General features: G+C 46.4%; 8 protein-coding genes. 6 read left to right on the top strand and 2 right to left on the bottom strand.

Features of this window, described 5'->3' with window-relative positions; translation table 11 throughout:
• Positions 1-39: 39 nt before the first annotated feature.
• The 3 genes from F7D47_RS07630 to F7D47_RS07620 all read left to right on the top strand — a co-directional run bounded on the left by F7D47_RS07630 (position 40) and on the right by F7D47_RS07620 (position 6,080).
• Positions 40-1,422, top strand: coding sequence for an MATE family efflux transporter (locus tag F7D47_RS07630; protein ID WP_153086106.1), 1,383 nt, complete (start codon positions 40-42; stop codon positions 1,420-1,422).
• A 238-nt stretch (positions 1,423-1,660) separates the two neighbouring features.
• Positions 1,661-4,483 carry a M16 family metallopeptidase gene (locus tag F7D47_RS07625; protein WP_153086105.1) on the top strand — a complete coding sequence of 941 codons (2,823 nt, stop codon included), beginning with the start codon at positions 1,661-1,663 and terminating at the stop codon, positions 4,481-4,483.
• 718 nt (positions 4,484-5,201) lie between these two features.
• Complete coding sequence (locus F7D47_RS07620; protein WP_153086104.1) at positions 5,202-6,080, top strand: DUF4923 family protein; 879 nt, start codon at positions 5,202-5,204, stop codon at positions 6,078-6,080.
• Between the two features lie 125 nt (positions 6,081-6,205).
• Here F7D47_RS07620 and bglX read toward each other — a convergent pair whose 3' ends face one another.
• A complete protein-coding gene (gene bglX / locus F7D47_RS07615) occupies positions 6,206-8,575 on the bottom strand; it encodes a beta-glucosidase BglX (protein ID WP_153086103.1) in 2,370 nt (789 codons plus the stop codon).
• 255 nt (positions 8,576-8,830) lie between these two features.
• On the opposite strand from bglX, the gene F7D47_RS07610 reads away from it, so the two are divergent.
• Positions 8,831-10,540 (top strand): DUF6377 domain-containing protein, encoded by a 1,710-nt coding sequence (locus F7D47_RS07610; protein ID WP_153086102.1) that lies wholly within the window; start codon positions 8,831-8,833, stop codon positions 10,538-10,540.
• 449 nt (positions 10,541-10,989) lie between these two features.
• On the opposite strand, the gene F7D47_RS07605 is transcribed toward F7D47_RS07610, so the two are convergent.
• On the bottom strand, positions 10,990-13,254 hold the full coding sequence (locus tag F7D47_RS07605) for a glycoside hydrolase family 3 C-terminal domain-containing protein (RefSeq protein ID WP_153086101.1): 2,265 nt from the start codon (positions 13,252-13,254) through the stop codon (positions 10,990-10,992).
• 550 nt (positions 13,255-13,804) lie between these two features.
• Here F7D47_RS07605 and F7D47_RS07600 point away from each other — a divergent pair.
• Both F7D47_RS07600 and F7D47_RS07595 read left to right on the top strand, forming a co-directional pair.
• Entirely contained in the window at positions 13,805-17,065 is a 3,261-nt protein-coding gene (locus F7D47_RS07600; RefSeq protein ID WP_153086100.1) for a SusC/RagA family TonB-linked outer membrane protein, read from the top strand.
• Positions 17,066-17,093: 28 nt separating this feature from the next.
• Positions 17,094-18,620 (top strand): RagB/SusD family nutrient uptake outer membrane protein, encoded by a 1,527-nt coding sequence (locus F7D47_RS07595; RefSeq protein WP_153086099.1) that lies wholly within the window; start codon positions 17,094-17,096, stop codon positions 18,618-18,620.
• Positions 18,621-18,682: the final 62 nt, after the last annotated feature.

Raw genomic sequence — 18,682 nt, 5'->3', positions numbered from 1 at the left:
CATATTTTTTTGTATGAGCGATATACGAGAAATTAATTTATGCTTTATAGCAAGAAGACAGATTATTTGATGGAGTCGATTCGCCTGGGTAGGGAGATGGATCGGCGCGAGAAACTCAATCTTATTGTAGGATTGAGTATACCTTCTATGCTGGCTCAGATTTCTACGGTGATGATGTTCTTCATCGATGCTTCTATGGTGGGTCATCTTGGAGCTGAGGCTTCTGCCAGTATCGGATTGATTGAATCAACTACCTGGCTTATTGGTAGTTTGCTCAGTGCAGCGGCTACTGGCTTTTCAGTACAGGTGGCTCATTTTATCGGAGCCAATGATTTTGCAAATGCCCGTCAGGTGTTTCGTCATGCGCTGATTTGCGGTGTGGCGTTCAGCATTTTTGTTTCTCTTCTCTGTGTCGGCATTCATGGTTATCTGCCTTATTGGCTGGGTGGAGGTGCCGATATTGCCACCAATTCCTCTCGCTATTTTCTGATATATGGTCTGGTACTTCCATTCGTTTTCCTTTATCATATATCCGAAATGATGCTGAAATCGGCGGGCAATATGCATACGCCTAGTGTGATGGCAGTATTGATCTGCATCTGCGATGTGATATTCAATTACCTGTTTATCTATATCCTGAAGTTGGGTGTCGTGGGGGCAGCCTTAGGAACGGCGATGGCTTATGTCTGCATCTCTCTGCCTAATCTTTATCTTGCAGGTTTCAAGAATAAGATACTGAATCTCCGTCAGGACCATGTCCGTTTCCGTTGGGTCAGGTCGTATGTTCATAATGCCTGTAAAATCAGCATTCCGATAGCCATACAGAACATATTGATGAGTGGGGCGCAGATAGTGAGTACCATGATTGTGGCACCTCTTGGCAATATAGCCATTGCTTCCCATTCTTTTGCTATTACTGCTGAGAGTCTTTGCTATATGCCGGGCTATGGAATTGGTGATGCGGCTACCACTCTGGTGGGACAGACGCATGGAGCAGGGCGAGTAGGTTTGTGCAAGAATTTTGCTTATATGACAGTAGGACTTGGAATGGCTGTGATGGCTGTGATGGGAGTGGTGATGTATGTCTTTGCTCCTGAGATGATTGGCGTTCTTTCTCCGGTAGAAAGTATCCGTGAGATGGGTACCGTCTGTTTGCGCATCGAGGCTTTTGCTGAACCATTCTTTGCAGCCAGCATCGTGACCTACTGTGTTTGTGTAGGAGCGGGCGATACCAGGAAACCGGCGATGATCAATCTCGGTACCATGTGGCTGGTACGCCTCACTCTGGCTTATGCGCTTTCCAAGAGCTATGGCTTGGAGGGAGTATGGATAGCGATGGCTACCGAACTCACATTCAGGGGAATCCTCTTCCTTATCCGCCTCTTCAGAGGTTCATGGATGAAGAGTTTTCATGTAGGTTAGGATTGGTTTTCTGCCTCCAATGTTAGTTTTAGGTTAAGATTTGCATACATCGGGAAGATATTCTCTAAAATGTTTGCAAATCTTTTTTATTTTTCTTAATTTTGCATCGCAGACAGTAACCATGTCACTGGTTTTGCCGTTATATATAGGTGAACTTGTTAAGTAGCATGATATATATAATAAGGTATATAGAAAGAATGATATAGAAAACAATAAATATATAAATAATTAAAATCAGATGAAACTAAGAAAGATTTTTGCAGCAGTTGTGCTGTTCCTTTCTGCAGGTACAGCGATGGCACAGCAGATGCCAGCTATTCCGGTAGACAAGAATGTGAAGATAGGTCGTCTTGATAATGGATTGACTTACTACATTCGTCACAACAGTTATCCTGAGCATGTAGCCAGTTTCTACATCGCACAGAAAGTGGGTTCTATCAATGAGAATGATGACCAGCGCGGTTTGGCTCACCTCTTGGAGCACCTTGCCTTCAATGGTACCGACCATTTCAAGGGCAACTCTCTGCAGGACTATCTGCAGAGCATCGGCGTACAGTATGGCCGTAATCTCAACGCCTATACAGCAGTAGAGAAGACTGTTTATTACTTTACCGATGTTCCTACTACCCGTACAACAGCCGTAGACTCCTGTATGCTTATCCTCAAGGACTGGAGTAATGGTATCACTCTTACCGAGGATGCTATCGAGAGCGAGCGCGATGTGGTACACAATGAGTACCGTATGCGTATCGTAGGCCAGCAGCGCATGATAGAGCGTTCACTTCCTAAGCTCTATCAGGGCGGAAAGTATGGCTACCGTTTCCCAATCGGTTTGATGAGCGTTATCGATGGCTGTAAGCCAGAAACTCTCCGTGCTTACTACCGTAAATGGTATCGCCCAGACAATCAGGCTATTATCATCGTGGGTGATGTAGATGTTAATCATATCGAAGCTAAGATCAAGGAACTCTTCTCTGGTATCAAGGTGCCTAAGAATGCCGCTAAGATAGAGAAGGTTGAAGTAGCTGATAATGATACAGCCATCTATGTTGTCGACAAGGATAAGGAGCAGCAGGTTGATCTCTTCCAGGTTTATATGAAGCACAATGCAGTGCCAGATTCTCTGAAGAGCAACATGAGCTATCTCCTGAAGGGATATATGGATAATGTGATTTCTTCTATGATTGCTGCCCGTTATGCTGAGAAGGCATTGGAGCCAGACTGTCCATATCTCCAGGCAAATGCCGGTGATGGTTCATACCTGATTTCAAGCACAAAGGATGCTTTCACCCTTACCGGTGTAGCTAAGCCAGGAAAGATTAAGGAGGCTTATGCTGCTGTTCTCCGCGAGGCACAGCGTATGCATGAGTTCGGCTTTACAGCTACTGAGTATCAGCGTGCCAAGGATGAGTTCATGAGCCAGGTTGACAAGGCGCTTGCCAACAAGGATAAGATGAAGAACGAGCAGTTTACCACCCAGTATGTGGATAACTTCACTTCTAACGAGCCTATCCCATCAGTAGAAGAGGAGAGCCAGATCTGGAAGATGGTAGTTCCAAACTTGCCTCTTGAGGTTATCAACAGCTATGCCAAGCAGTTGGTTTGCCAGAGCGATACTAACCTTGTATCCTTGGTTATGATGCGCGAGCAGCCAGAGGGCGTTTATCCTACTGAGCAGGAACTTGCTGCCATCGTAAAGCAGGTACGTGCTGAGAAGCTCGAGGCTTATGTAGATAATGTTAAGCAGGAACCTCTCATCGCTCAGGCTCCTAAGGCTGGTAAGATTAAGAAGACTGTTGAGAACAAGAAGTTGGGCTTCAAGGAGTTGACTCTTTCTAATGGCGCTAAGGTGGTATTGAAGAAGACCGATTTCAAGGACAACGAGATTGCCTTCGCAGCTTCAGCCAATGTGGGTTATTCTACTTTCGGCAAGGCAGACTTCATGAATGCTGCATTCGCAGCAGATGTTCTCGATGCCAGTGGTCTTGGCAATTTCTCAAGTAATGAACTTGAAAAGGCTTTGGCTGGTAAGCAGGCTGGCGTTTCGTTCAGCTTGAGTCCTTTCAATCATGGCTTGAAGGGCAATTCTACTCCTAAGGACATTGAAACCCTGATGCAGCTCATCTATCTCAAGATGACCGCAGTAAGCAAGGACCAGAAGAGTTTCGACAGTATGAAGAGCATGATGGCTACTGTTCTTGCCAACAAGAGCAACAACCCAGGCCTCGTATATCAGGATTCTGTTCAGAGCACCCTCTATTTGGGTAGCAAACTTGCCCGTGTGCCAGAGGCAAGCGATATAAAGGATATCAACTACGACCGTATCCTGGAGATTGGTAAGCAGTTCTACGGCAATGCCAAGGACTTCACCTTCTATTTCGTAGGTAACTATGATGAGAAGACTCTCCTCCCACTCATCGAGCAATATATTGCCAGTCTGCCAAACAATGGCTTCAAGCTGAAGAACAAGCAGATTCCTTATGCTAAGGGTAAGGTAAGCAATGTCTTTACCAAGGCAATGGAGAATCCACAGAATCAGGCAACAGAGATTTGGTATACCAAGGCTCCATTCACCTTGCAGTATATGGTTCTTGCTGATGTTTCAGCCCGTCTTTTGGAGATGAAGTATTTGCGTACTATCCGTGAGGAACTCAGTGCTGCTTATCATGCAGGTGCAAACTATGGTTTGCTTCGCGATTATGATAACAAGGCTGCCATCTCTATTTCTGCCGTGGCTCAGTTGAACCCAGAAAAGTCGGATATCGCTATTCCTTACTTCTTCAAGGGTATGGACGAGACCATAGCCCAGCCAAATGCAGAAGACCTTCAGAAGGTGAAGGAGATTCTCCTGAAGCAGGCTGCTGTTAGCGAGAAGTCTAACGGTTATTGGCTTGGTGCGTTGAGCACATACGAGCGTATGGGTGTTGATACTCATAGCGATTACAAGGAGATGGTGAAGAATCTGAAGGCATCTGAGATTTCAGACTTCCTGAAGAATGTCATCTTGAAGAGTGGTAATCACTTCGAGATCATCATGAAGGCAGTGAAGAACGAGAAGTAAAATCTCGGACTTGATATAATAAACGAAAAAATCCCGTTGTACAAGCCAGATGGCTGACAACGGGATTTTTACGTTTTTTTCTTTTCCCAAAATTTTTGAAACTCATCATTTAAGAGTCGTTTCGAAAAATCTCTCTTTAAAAAGAAAGGATGCGTCTTTATATTGTATAAGAGCATCATCTTTCCTCCTTTACTTCTTGTTTCTGAAGAGTATTAACCTCTTCTCTTTGCCTTAGAGGCAAGAGCCTCGCGGCGATCCTGAAGAATCTGTTGGCATCTATCGATAGCCTGATTCTGATTTTCTGAATTTACCTTAATTAAATCATTCATAACCTATTGATATTTGTTAACCGCTTGCAAAGATAGGGGTTTCTACCTATTTCTAGGTATAAAATGCATGAAAATACGTGTTTTATTCGTTATTTTTTGATGTATGTCAAAAAAAAGTGCAAACGATTGAACAGTTTCCCCTCCTTTAGACCGATAATTATCATTTCCTGAACGATTTTTTCATAGTCTTTTAAACGAATTGTCATAGTATTCGTCTATAATAACGTAGAAAGAGCAGAAATGCTGAGTTTTTAGGGAGATTCATACCGCGAAATAGGGATTTTTCTTATCGTATTTCCGATTTTTTTGCGAACTTTGCACCCGAAAGAACAATAGGAAGTATTGGGTATATATAAATAAGAGTGATAAAAATAAATATATAGAAAGCAATGAAAAAGGTATTTCTTTTGGCTGCCCTCGTGCTCGCATGCACAGCTGGCAGCAACGCAAGCGCTATGAACGAGGCAGCGCTTAATGCCTCAATGTCTGAGATGATGCCGGTTAAGAAAACGACTAAGAAGACAACAAAGAAGACTTCTAAGAAGACTTCAAAGAAGACTACGACCAAGAAGACTTCTACAAAGAAAACAACTTCTGCTACATCTAACACAACAGCTGCGACTGCAACAACAACTGCAGCAACAACCAGCAATGCCACTACATCTACCAGTACAACCAGCAATGCAGGCTCAGCCGTTGCAGGTATCTTGGGTGCTGTACTGGGCGGAAACTCTAACAGCAGCAGTTCTGCAGGTAGCAGCATTATCAATGGCATCCTGAATAATGTAATCGGTTCAGGTACCTTCAGCAAGCAGGATCTCTGTGCCCATACCTGGAAGTACAGCAAGCCGGGATGCGCCTTTACTTCTGAGAATCTTCTGGCAAAGGCTGGCGGTGAGATTGCTGCCAACAAGGTAGAGGAGAAGTTGGGTGAGTATTACAGCAAGTTTGGTTTCTGCGGCTCAAATACCTATTTCACCTTCAAAACTGATGGAACTTTCGCTGCCAAGATAGATGGCAAGTCATGGCAGGGCAATTATACTTTTGATGAGAAGACTCATGCCATTCAGATGAAGGGCTTGCTCTTGAGTATGTCGGGCTATGCTACGAAGACTACCAACGGCATCAGCCTGCTCTTCGACCAGACAAAGTTGCTCAACCTCATCAAGACCATGGGTGCCCTCAAGGGCAGTTCTACCCTCAGCGCTATCGGTACTATCGCCAATAATTACGATGGTATGCGTGTAGGTTTCGAGATGACTAAGTAATCCTGAAGGATAGAATCCATAACTGAGCCTTCTGTTGGAGTGGGCTCAGTAGATGATAATCGCCCTGTAAGAAGTAAAGCATCTTTCAAGCTATGCTTTGCTCTTTACAGGGCGATTTTTCTTGTTTATTTCACGTTCAGTTTCAATGTCTTTACATCCTTGCTGTTGGTTCCTATCATAATCTGGAAGTCGCCTGGTTCTATCACGTGCTTCAGATCTGCGTTGTAGAACTTGAGCATATCTGGGGTGATATCAAAGCTTACCTCCTTGCTTTCACCTACTGCCAGATGGATGCGCTGGAAGCCTTTCAGTTCCTTTACAGGGCGGGAGATGCTGGCTACCATGTCACGGATGTAGAGCTGCACAATCTCGTCGGCATCGCGGGAACCGTTGTTCTTAATGGTGACGCTAGCTGTAATCTTCTTGCCATCCTGCCATTCGGTAGCCTCCTCATTGCTGATGCCGGCCTCCTGGCTGCTCAGGCGGAAGTTGCTGTACGAAAAGTAGGTGTAGCTCAAACCGTAACCGAAAGGATAGAGCGGACCATTGCTTACATCCAGACAGTTGCTGGCAAACTTGGCAAACTTCTCATTATCGTCTGCTACAGGGCGTCCGGTGTTCTGATGGTTGTAGTAGAGAGGCTCCTGACCGGTAGTCTTAGGCATCGAAGTGGTGAGCTTACCCGATGGCGATTTGTCGCCAAAGATGACATCGCAGAGAGCATCGCCCATCTCTGAACCTCCAAACCATACATTCATGATGGCTGGTACATGGGCTTTTTCCCAAGTAAGAACCGTAGGACGGCCCGCAAAGTTGAGGAGCACTACAGGCTTGCCCGTCTTCAGAAGTTCGGCAAGCAGTTCGCGCTGTACGTCCGGCATCTCCAGGTTGGTACGGCTACCGCATTCGCCGCTCATCTCGGCACTTTCGCCCATAGCACATACTATCACGTCGGCCTCTTTCGCAATCTTCAGCGCTTCAGCCTTCATCTCAGCCTCGTTGCCCCAGTTGATTGGCTTGCCGCATTCGCCGTTTTGCTGCAGTTCCTGATTGCGCCAGATATTGCTTCCCTGGGCATATAATAAGGTGGCTTTTCCGGCAAGTGCATGCTCCATTGCCTCCTTGATGGTGGTATATTTAGATGGTACCTGAGCCACGCTCCATGTACCGGCTATATTGTTTCGGGTGTCGGCAAGCGGACCTATCAGGGCTATCTTTCCTTCCTTCTTCAGTGGCAGGATATTGCCTTCGTTCTTCAGGAGCACGAAGGTCTCTGCTGCTACATCGCGGGCTGCCTGACGGTTCTCAGCGGTATAAATCTCGCTCTTGCTGCGCTTGGTGTTGCAGTAGCGGTAAGGGTCGCTGAACAGGCCCAGTTTATATTTCGCTTCCAGGATGCGGCGGCAGGCGATGTTCACATCCTCCTCGCTCACCTTTCCTTCTGCTATGCTCTTAGCCAGATGCTTTACGAAGGCGTTGGAGCACATATCCATGTCGGTACCAGCCTTCAGCGCCTGTTCTGAAGCCTCCTTGAGGTCTTTTGCCGTTCCGTGCTGCAGAATCTCGGCGATAGAAGCGTAATCGGTAACTACGAAACCGTTGAATCCCCACTGCTTTCTCAAGACATCGGTCATCATCCATTTGTTGGTTGTAGCAGGTATGTAGTCGATGAGATTGAATGAAGACATCACGCTGCCTACGCCAGCCTTCACCACTGCCTCGTAAGGTGGAAGATACTGGTTCATCATGCGCATGCGGCTCATATCTACCGTGTTATATTCCTTACCGCTCTCAACGCCTCCGTACAGGGCAAAATGCTTCAGACAGGCCATGATGCGGTTGGCTCTCAGAATCTCTTCTGTGCGCATATCTACGCCCTGGTAGCCCTGAGTCATCGCTGCTCCCATCACGCCGCTCAGATAAGGATCCTCGCCATTTCCTTCGCTTATTCGTCCCCAGCGGGCATCGAGCGCAATGTCTACCATAGGAGAGAATGTCCAGTTGATGCCGTCGGCACTGGCTTCCTTGGCCGATACTTCGCCTACCTTCTTCATCGCCTCGGTATCCCATGAGCAGGAAAGGGCGAGAGGGATAGGGAACATCGTTTCGTAACCATGAATTACGTCCATACCTACGAGCAGCGGGATGCCCAGACGGCTGTTCTTGATGGCGATTTCCTGCAGAGCCTTGATTTTATCGAGCCCTTTGATATTGAAAACTCCGCCCATGTTGCCTTGGGCGATATCGCTGCCTACCTGAGTATCAAGTGCGCCGCCGGTGGTGATGTCGCCAGCTACCATCAGGTTCAGCTGACCTATCTTCTCCTGTAGCGTCATCTTCGCCATCAGTTGGTCGATATACTCCTTCATGGGTAGAATCTTGCCTTTCTTGGTTGTGGCAGTTACTTTTTTCTTAGGGGCTGCTGTATGGGCGAAAGCAGGTGCTGCCATAGAACCAGCCAAAAGAAATGTGAGTGATAAAAGTGCTGTTCTCATTGTTTATTATGTTAATTGTTATTTTTGATGCTTATCTTCTGCAAAGATAATAAAAAAGATGATACGATGCGCGATAGAAATGTTAAAATGTGGATGAATTTTCCTTTTTCAGATAAAAATGTATCTGATAATGAGATGGATAAGAAAAATGAAGAATATATAAAAAGTGGATGCGGTATAGACGAAAAATGCGAAGAAATCTATATTTCTTCTATATTTGATTTGTCGTTTCCGATTTTTTTATTACTTTTGCACATGAAACCTCATGAAAATAAATCAATCTTAAACGGAATCAAGTTGATGTATCGCGTAAATGAATTATGGGGAAAGGCATTCTTCTTCCTGCTCTTTGTCTTGATGCCTCTTTCTCTTGCAGCAAAAACAACAGATAATATAGAGCAGCTTTTCCAGAGTCTGGACAACGCCATTGCCCATTCGGCTGATTATGTGAAGGTACGTGAAGCCCGAATTCGCGATTGGGAGCAGAAACTGAAGACCGCCAGGCGCCTAAGCAGTAAGTATGATGCCTGCTTTGCGCTCTTTGAGGAATACCGCTCCTACAAGAACGACATGGCGCTGAAATACATCAACCAGTGTATGGAACTTGCCTTCAGAATGGGCGATAAAAAGAAGGTGGGAAATGCCAAGGCGCTGCTTGCTTTCCAGGAATCTACCACGGGCGATTATGCCGAATCGTACGACCTGCTGAAGTCTGTCAATATCGCTGATCTTGATGCTGAGGGCAAACGCAACTACCTCTGGGCTTGCCAGCACCTGTATGGCGAGATGGCATATTATTCCAACGTTCCTTCCTTGAAGAAATATTATGCCGGCAAGCATAATGCCTATCAGGCTGCAATAGACAGCACATTCAGCCATGATGATGACCTTTATCTGCAGATGCAGGAGGTGAGGACACGAGATGCAGGCAATATGAAGGAGGCTTTGCGATTGAGCGATAAGCGGCTGGCGATGACGAAACCGGGCACCCATCAGTATGCCATCGTTCAGTTTTATCGCGGCATGACCTACAATCAGTTTGGTGATAAAGAACAGTTCCTCCGCTGCCTCTTGCGTTCTGCTATCTGCGATGTCCAGTTGGCTGTGATGGACCAGGGGTCTCTCTGGGAAGTTGCCAATCTTCTCAACGCCGAACTGGGCGAGCAGAAGCGCTCTCATGAGTATATCAAGTTTGCCTGGAAGTCGGCTACCGTTTTCAATACGCCTATCCGCAGCCGCCAGATCATGCCTGTGCTCACGCAGATTGAGGAGGGATATCAGAAAGAACTTTCAGCGAGCAACCAGCATCTGCGGCTCATGGTAGCGTGTTCAGCCTTGCTTCTCTTTGTGGTTATGCTCTTGCTCTACTATGTCAACAAGCAGCGCAAGCGCATTGCTGCGGCCCATCATAAGCTGAAGGAAACCAACCATGCCTTGCAGTTGGCAAATGAGCGTCTTAACGAGATGAACCAGTCGCTCAATGAGATGAACCAGTCACTCAACGAGAGTAACAAGATGAAGGAAGTATATATTGGTCGATTCCTGCGCCTTTGTGCCATCTATGTCGACAAGATAGAGACCATGCGCAAGCGAGTAGTGAAACTGGTGAAGGCAAGAGAACTCAACAAACTGCTGGAGCAGATGCAGGCTGGCGAAGCCTACATGGGCGAGCTGTATGAGTATTTCGATTCCGCCTTCCTGAAGCTCTTCCCTGACTTTGTTGAGGAGTTCAATGCCCTCTTGAGACCTGAAGAGCGTATCGTGCTCGAAGATGACAGCCGTCTTTCTACCACCCTCCGTATCTTTGCCCTTATCCGTCTGGGCATCGAGGACAGTTCTAAGATTGCCGAGTTCCTTCACTATTCTGTGAACACTATCTATAATTATCGCGCCAAAATCAAGAATAGTGCCATCTGTGACAGGGAAGAGTTCGAGCAGCGTGTGAAGCAGATTGGCATGAAATAAGCCTTTCTGGGCGTGATGGCGCAAACTTGCGAAAATTCAGGAGTAAATGCTGCAGATATCCATGCACGGTGTTTTACCGTATTATGTGGGTTAACTGTCCGATAATCAGAGTGTTTGTTGTTTTTGGAGAAAGAGTAAACACTTCGGGGTACCCATACGCTGTGTTTTACAGCGTCATGTATGTTAACAGTCCGATAATCAGCATGTTAGTTGCTTTTAGAAATGAGTAAATGCTTCAGGTACCCATGTGTCGTGAAACACGACACATGGGTAGTCATCTGATAATCAAAATATTGATGTTTGTGTATCCCCGTTTCTACGAGTTTGTCGATAGGATGAAAAGCAGGGGAATACAATAAAAGTTTGTTACGGCGTTTCACCGTAACAAACTTTTATGCGTTATATTTATTTCTTCCCTCCGTTCAATTTCTCAGAATCGAATCATTCTTTTAAAAGAGCTCGAAGGCTTTCTTGAGCTTCAGGTTATCGGCTGCATTACCAACAAGAGCCTCAAACTTTCCGGCTTCAGCCTTCCAGGATGAAGATGCCTCATCGTAGAAACTGAGGGCCTCTTTGCTGATGGTGATGCTGATATCCTTGCTCTCACCTGGCTGGAGATAAACCTTCTGGAATCCCTTCAGTTCCTTCTGAGGTCGGTCTACCGATGCCTTGACATCGTGGATATAGAGCTGAACCGTCTCGGCTCCGGCACGCTTACCTGTATTCTTTACGTTTACGGTAAAGGTGATTGTGCCGTCCTGCTTCATCTGCATCTTGTCGCTGCGGAGATTAGAGATGGCAAACTGGGTGTAGCTCAAGCCGTGACCGAATGCAAAGGTAGGCTTGATGCGCTCCTTATCGGTCCAGCGGTAACCTACATAGATGCCTTCCTTATATTCCTCATCAATGATGTTGCCCTTCGTGCTGGCTCCACCTTCCTGACGCCAGGTTCCCGGATAGGTATTGAGTGCATGAGCACCTGTTTCCTTCAGCGAGTTGACCCATGTAAACGGCAACTTGCCGCTAGGGTTTGCATCGCCTGTAAGGATGCTTGCAAGGGCTTCGCCGCTCTCCGAACCGATGAACCAGCCCTGTACGATGCCGGCAACCTTAGCCTTCCAAGGCATAGCTACCGCATTGCCCGAGATGTTGACATAAACGAAGTTTCTGTTTGCCTTAGCCAAAGCCTCGATCAGCTTATCCTGATGGTATGGCAACTCATAATGCTTGCGGTCGTGACCCTCACAGTCCTGAAAATCGCTCTTGTTCAGACCACCAAACATGATGACATAGTCGGCAGTCTTGGCTTTCTCTACGGCTTCGGCTATCAGTTTAGCCTCGCTGCGCTTGTCTTCCAGGTTCTGGCCGGTTGTAACGCCATTGTAGTTGCCCGTTACATCGCCCACATATCCGCGGGCATAATCTACCTCGATGCCGTCCTTGCCCAGGCGCGTCTTCAGACCATCGAGAGGCGAAATCTCGCGCTGTACCTTGAGCGAAGAAGATCCTCCGCCTACGGTCATCATCTTGATGGCATTCTCGCCTACTACCAGTATGCGCTTAGCCTTCTGGGTGTTGATAGGGAGCACATTGTTCCTGTTCTGGAGCAATACGATGCCTTCCTCAGCAATCTGTCTGGCTGCTGCATAATGGCTCTCGGAACAGAGGAAACCATGAGGACGGTTCGGATTCATCGTGGTGCGATAGAAGAGGCGCAATACGCGGCGCACCTTATCGTCCAGCTCCTTCTGGGTGAACTTGCCTTCCTGTATGGCCTTCATATAAGGCATGGAGAGATAATAGTTGTCGTAGGCATTGGTAGCGCCCATCGTAAGACCGTCTGTCCAGGTGCCGAACTCCATATCCAGCCCGTTCTTTACAGACTGCTCCAGGTCGTGGGCACCGCCCCAGTCGCTTACCACGACACCGTCATACTTCCAGTCGCCCTTCAGAATCTTGTTCAGGGTCCACTGGTTGTGGCAGTTGTGCTCATTCTTATATAGGTTGTAGGCTCCCATGATACCCCATGTCTTACCCTTCTCAACAGCCGCCTTGAAGGCAGGGAGATAGATTTCATGGAGAGCACGGTCGCTGACGATTACGTTGACCTGATGGCGGTATTCCTCATCGTTGTTCAGGCAATAGTGCTTTACGCAGGCTGATACGCCCTTAGACTGCAATCCCTGGATATACGGCACAACCATGATGCTTGCCAGGAACGGATCTTCGCCCATATACTCGAAGTTGCGGCCATTGAGAGGCGTGCGGTAGATGTTGACGCCAGGGCCCAGAATCATGTCCTTGCCGCGATACAGGGCTTCTTCGCCCAATGCTTCGCCATAGATGCGGCTCATCTGCGGATTCCATGATGCGGCAAGACAGGTGAGGGCAGGGAAGGCTACACAGGAGTCGTTGGTCTGACCAGCCTGTTCCCACTCATCCCACAATACGTCAGGACGCACTCCGTGAGGTCCGTCATCCGTCCAGAAGTCAGGAAATCCCAAACGTGGTACACCGGCTGATGAAAACTTGCTCTGAGCATGGATGATGCGTATCTTCTCTGCCAGCGTCATGCGGGAGATGGCATCATCGATGCGCTGCTCTACCGGTTTGGTCTGGTCGAGATAGACAGGCAATTGTCTGGTAGTCTGCTGTGCCTGAGATGGAGCGATGGCTGCAACCGACAGGACACATGATAAAATGAACTGTTTCATAAGTAATATTTATTATGGTTTGTTTATTTCTTGCAGTTGTTTGTTTTGCACACCGCCTCTCACGTTTTTTTTGTGCGTTTAGGCGTATATGCTCATTCATCTGCAAAATTACTAAATAAATAATGAAAAAATGATGTGTGATAAGTGAAAAGTGGATGGGTACAAAAATATAACTTTTGTAAGTTGTTGATAATGAGAAGTATAATGAGTGATGTGCGTTATTGAAAAGTGGCAGAGTGTGAACACTGAAATATACTGATATAACGTTTCAGGGGTGTTCTAGCCTCATTTTCTCCATTTTACCCCATCCACTTTCGTATAGTTATAAAAAATAGATAAGTATCTGAAAACTAACGATATAAGTTGTTTGAAGCAAGTGTTTTTCCCACTTATCTGTTGAAGGTGCTAGGAATTATCAAAAAAACATATTATATTTGCAATCGAAAACACGGCTTAACGCATTTTAGGAAATGCACAGCCGCACAGTCTTATACATTATTATAATAGAGTGAACTAACAAACAGATATTTTTCTAAACTAATAATCGAATATGAAAACAAAAAGTCTATTGCTGGCGACTGCATTATTGATGTCGACGTCAGCGCTCGCACAGAAAAACACCTTTAAGGGTGTCGTGTTGGATGACCTGGGTGAACCCGTTATCGGAGCCACCGTACAGGTTAAAGGCGTCAAGGGTGCCGGTGCAATTACCGACCTTGATGGTAACTTTGTCATTGATGCAGATGCTAACCAGACCTTGGTTATCACCTACATTGGCTACAAGGATGCAGAGATTCGTCCTTCAGCCAACATGAAGATTACTCTGAAACAAGACGACAAGGCTTTGGATGAAGTGGTTGTTGTAGGTTACGGTGTTCAGAAGAAGAGCGTGGTAACTGCTGCTATCGCTAAAGTGAGCACCGAAGATTTGGCTGGCAAGAGCCCAGTGCGTGTTGATAACGCATTGAAGGGTCTGGCTGCCGGTGTCAACGTAACCTCTTCTTCAGGACAGCCTGGTGCATCTCCTAAAGTCCGTATTCGCGGTACAGGTACTATCAGCAATTCAGATCCTCTCTACATCGTAGACGGCATGCCTATCGAGGGTGGTCTCGACTATCTCAACCCTAGTGATATCGAGAGTATCGAGGTGTTGAAGGATGCTGCTTCGGGTGCTATCTATGGTGCCCGTGCTGCCAACGGTGTAATTCTCGTAACCACCAAGAAGGGTAAGATAGGAAAGGCACAGATCAACTATAACTTCTCTTACGGTTGGCAAAGCGCATGGAAGAAGCGTGATGTAACAAGCGCCACTGACTACGCCATCCTTCAGAACGAGCGTGCAGTGAATGGTGGTCAGGCTCCTATCTTTGCTGATCCATACAAACTGACTGACTCTAATGGCAATCCTATCAATGGATTTGGTACTGATTGGCAGGACTTGGTATTCAACGACAATGCCCCTGTACAGAACCATGAGGTAAGCATCAGTGGTGCATCCGATAAGATCAACTACTACCTCTCCATGGGCTACTACAAGCAGGAAGGTATCGTAGGTGGTAACTACGGACAGAGCAACTATGAGCGTCTCTCTATGCGTAGCAACAACATTTATAATGTATTGGATGCCAGCAAGGATCGCAACTTCCTCAACAAGCTCGATGTAACCGTCAACATGGCTTACACCCGTGTAAAGAGTACAGGTATCGATGCTAATAGTAATGGCTCAGTATTGGGTAGTGCCCTCTATCTTGCTCCAACATTGGCTCCTACGGTAACCAATAGCAATGTGGCGAAGAAGTATTATAATACCTACGAGGATCCTAATACATACGATGCAGATGGTAATATTACAGGTACTCGTGATACTTACGAGCTTCTTCGTGATGCCAATGGCAACTATTATACCATCCCAGGTATGGGAGGTACCTATCAGGAGATGAACAACCCTCTTGCCATGATGGCGCGCCCAGCAGCTAAGAACTGGTCACATAAGTTTGTGCCTAAGTTCTCTATCGACCTCCAGCTCTGGGATAACTTGAAGTATCATTTCACTTATAGTGCAGACCTCAGCTTCTGGGGTTCAGATAGCTACACCGCATCCAAGTATTACCTCTCTGGTAACGTCAAGGCTGAGCATACCCAGGCTTACAAGAGTTCTGACAAGGGTATCAACTGGCAGGTGGAGAATACTTTGACATACGATAAGACTATTGGCAAGCATAGTTTTGCTGTTGTCTTAGGTCAGAGTGCAATGAAGAATAAGAGTGATTATCTGAACGGCAGCCGTTGGAATCTTGTGAATGTAAACAAGCCTTCTATCGACTATGCTACTGGTAAATATAGCCAGACCATCGTGAAGGATGCTGAAGGTAACATCATCTCTGTAGGTGCTCCAACCATTGAGCATGCTGTATCAGGTGGCAATAATGTAGTGCATGCTATATCTTCTCTCTTCGGTCGATTGAGCTATAACTATGATGAGAAGTACATGCTTCAGGCTACAATCCGCCGAGATGGTTCAAGCCGTTTCGGACCATCTCATAAATATGGTACCTTCCCATCTGCCTCTATCGGATGGAATATTATGAACGAGAAATTCATGGAAAGTACTCGCGATTGGTTGAGCAACTTGAAGTTCCGTGCCAGCTGGGGTAAGAATGGTAATGATAACATCGGTGACTTCCGTTATACCGTATTGACCGCTATGGGCAACAACGTGCTCTTCGGAAAGAATGCAGTCAAGTTTAATGGTTCTAAGGCGAATGCCACAGCCAATGAAGACTTGAAGTGGGAGGAGAGTGAGCAGACTGATATCGGTTTCGACTTCGGTTTCTTCGGCAGTGCGCTGACATTCTCAGCTGACTATTATGTAAAGAAGACCAACGGTATGTTGATTACTATGCCTATCCCAAGCTACGTAGGTGAGACCAAGCCAATCGGTAACGTGGGTGACATGAAGAACTCAGGTCTTGAGTTTGAGCTCGGCTATAAGTGGCACATCTCTGATGCTCGCTTCAATGCCAAGGCTAATGTTACCTATCTGCACAATGAGTTGACCAACCTCGGTAATGATACAGGTTACATCGACCTCGATGGCTTCCTGGGTATCTCTGGTGGTGGCACTCGTGGATCTAACGGTCAGCCTTTCCCATACTTCTATGGTTATAAGACAGCTGGTGTGTTCCAGAATATGGCAGAGGTTAATGCTTATACCAATGCAGATGGAAATTTGATCATGCCAGATGCCAAGCCAGGTGATGTACGCTTTGTTGATGTCAATGGTGATGGTAAAATCGATCCAGATGACCGCACCAACATCGGTAATGGTACACCTTCATGGACCTTCGGTTTCAACTTCAATGCTGAGTGGAAGGGTTTCGATCTCAACCTCTTCTTGCAGGGTGTAACAGGTAATAAGGTATTTGATGCTACCTATCGTACAGATGTGTTCTCTGGCAACTTCCCTACTTGGATGCTCGGCAGATGGACTGGTGAGGGTACCTCCAATAAGTATCCTATCCTGAAGAATGGCGATGCTACCAATTGGCAGGTTTCTGACCTCTATATTTGCGATGGCTCTTACTTGAGATTGAAGAACATCTCTTTGGGTTACACCTTGCCAAAGCAGCTTACACAGAAGTTGTCTATCAGTCACTTGCGTTTCTACGTGATGGCAGAGAACCTGATTACCTGGACCAAGTATTGGGGCTTCGACCCTGAAATCTCATCAGGTGGAACTTCTCTCGGTGTAGACTATGGTGTATATCCACAGGCTCGCACCTACACCATCGGCGTAAACCTTTCATTCTAAAATAAGAACCTTTAAAATAAAGACTATTATGAAGACAATAAAATATATAGCTTTAGGAGTGTTGGCAACCAGTATGACACTGGCAAACACATCTTGCAGCGACAGCTTCCTAGAGGTGGAGAACCCATCAGGTGAAAACCTCGAAGAATATTATACCACAGATGCCCATATCAATGAGGCTCTGAATGCGGCTTACGATCCTATCCACTGGCCAGACTGGGGATTGGGACAGTATAATGCTCTCAATATCGATGCCGAGATAATGGGCGATAACTTCTGGGTAGGCGGTTCTAACAAAACCGATCAACAGCACTGGCACATGCTTGCCAACTATGAGGCAAATGCCAGCAATACCCTTAGCTCACTTTGGACAGTGGACTACTCAGGCATCAAGCGTTGTAATGACCTCTTGAAGTATTTGGGCTGGGCAGAGGCTAATCTCACTGCTGCCAACAGGGCATCTTATGAGATGCAGGGTAGAGCCCTCCGTGTATATTTCTACAATAACTTGTGGCACTACTTCGGCAATATTCCTTTCTATCTGGAGAACTTGTCTGCTCCTTACACAGCCCCACAGCTCAAGGCTGATGAAGTATATGACAAATTGATAGTAGAGCTTGAGGCTGTAATTGACTCCAAGGTCCTGCCAATGCGTTGGGACGATGCCAACTGTGGAAGAATATCGCAGGCCATGTGCTATATGATGTATGCCGAGATGGTGATGTTTCAGAATGACAAGACTCGCTATCCTAAGGCTCTCCAGTATATGCAGGAGCTCATCACCGACAAGAGTGACTATGATATAGTAGACGATTACGCCTCTATTTGGAAAGAGAGCGGCGAATGGTGCAAGGAGAGCATCTGGGAAGTAAACTATGAGGATGGTAACAACGAGCGTGGTTGGAATTCACCATTGGCTATTGGTGGTACAATATTGCCTACCTTGATTTCTCCAAACTCTTGGCCTGGTGGCGATGGTTGGAACCAAGGCGGTGACGGTTGGGGATTCCTACCTGTTCGTACCGAAACCTATGCTCTGTTTGCTGACAACGACAAGCGCCGTGATGCTACTGTATGGGACTGTCGTGGCGTGAAATATACCAAACGTTATGAGGATACTGGTCTTTGGCTGGCCAAGTATCGTCCGTTCACAGAGAACAATGCTGACGCAGGTTTCGATAATAACCTTAACTATAATAACAATCTCCGTGTATATCGCTTGGCTGAGGCTTACCTCAATGCTGCAGAGCTTTTGTTGGAGACAGGTGGCGATGCTAATCAGGCTAAGGATTATGTGAATAAGATTCGCAACCGTGCAGGAATCGCAGAGCTTGGAGCCGTAACTCTGGATGATGTTATCAATGAGCGCCGCTTGGAGTTTGTGGGTGAGGGTAAGCGTTACTTCGACTTGGTTCGTACAGGCAAGGCTGCCAGCGTATTGGTGCCAGATGAGTATGGCTATCGTACCAATTCTTGGACAGAATCTAAGAAGTATATCCCAATTGCTCAGGCAGAGCTTGACTCTGATCCTGCTTTGGTTCAGAATAATTATTAAAACTTATTAAGGTAGAGGAACAATAGTTTCCTCTACCCCCTAATAAAATATTAACTTTAAGA

It is taken from the genome of Segatella copri (assembly GCF_009494835.1).
Taxonomy (GTDB): Bacteria; Bacteroidota; Bacteroidia; order Bacteroidales; family Bacteroidaceae; genus Prevotella; species Prevotella copri_F.
The sequence above is the reverse complement of the archived record's forward strand: the minus strand, read 5'-3'. Positions and strand labels throughout refer to the sequence as shown.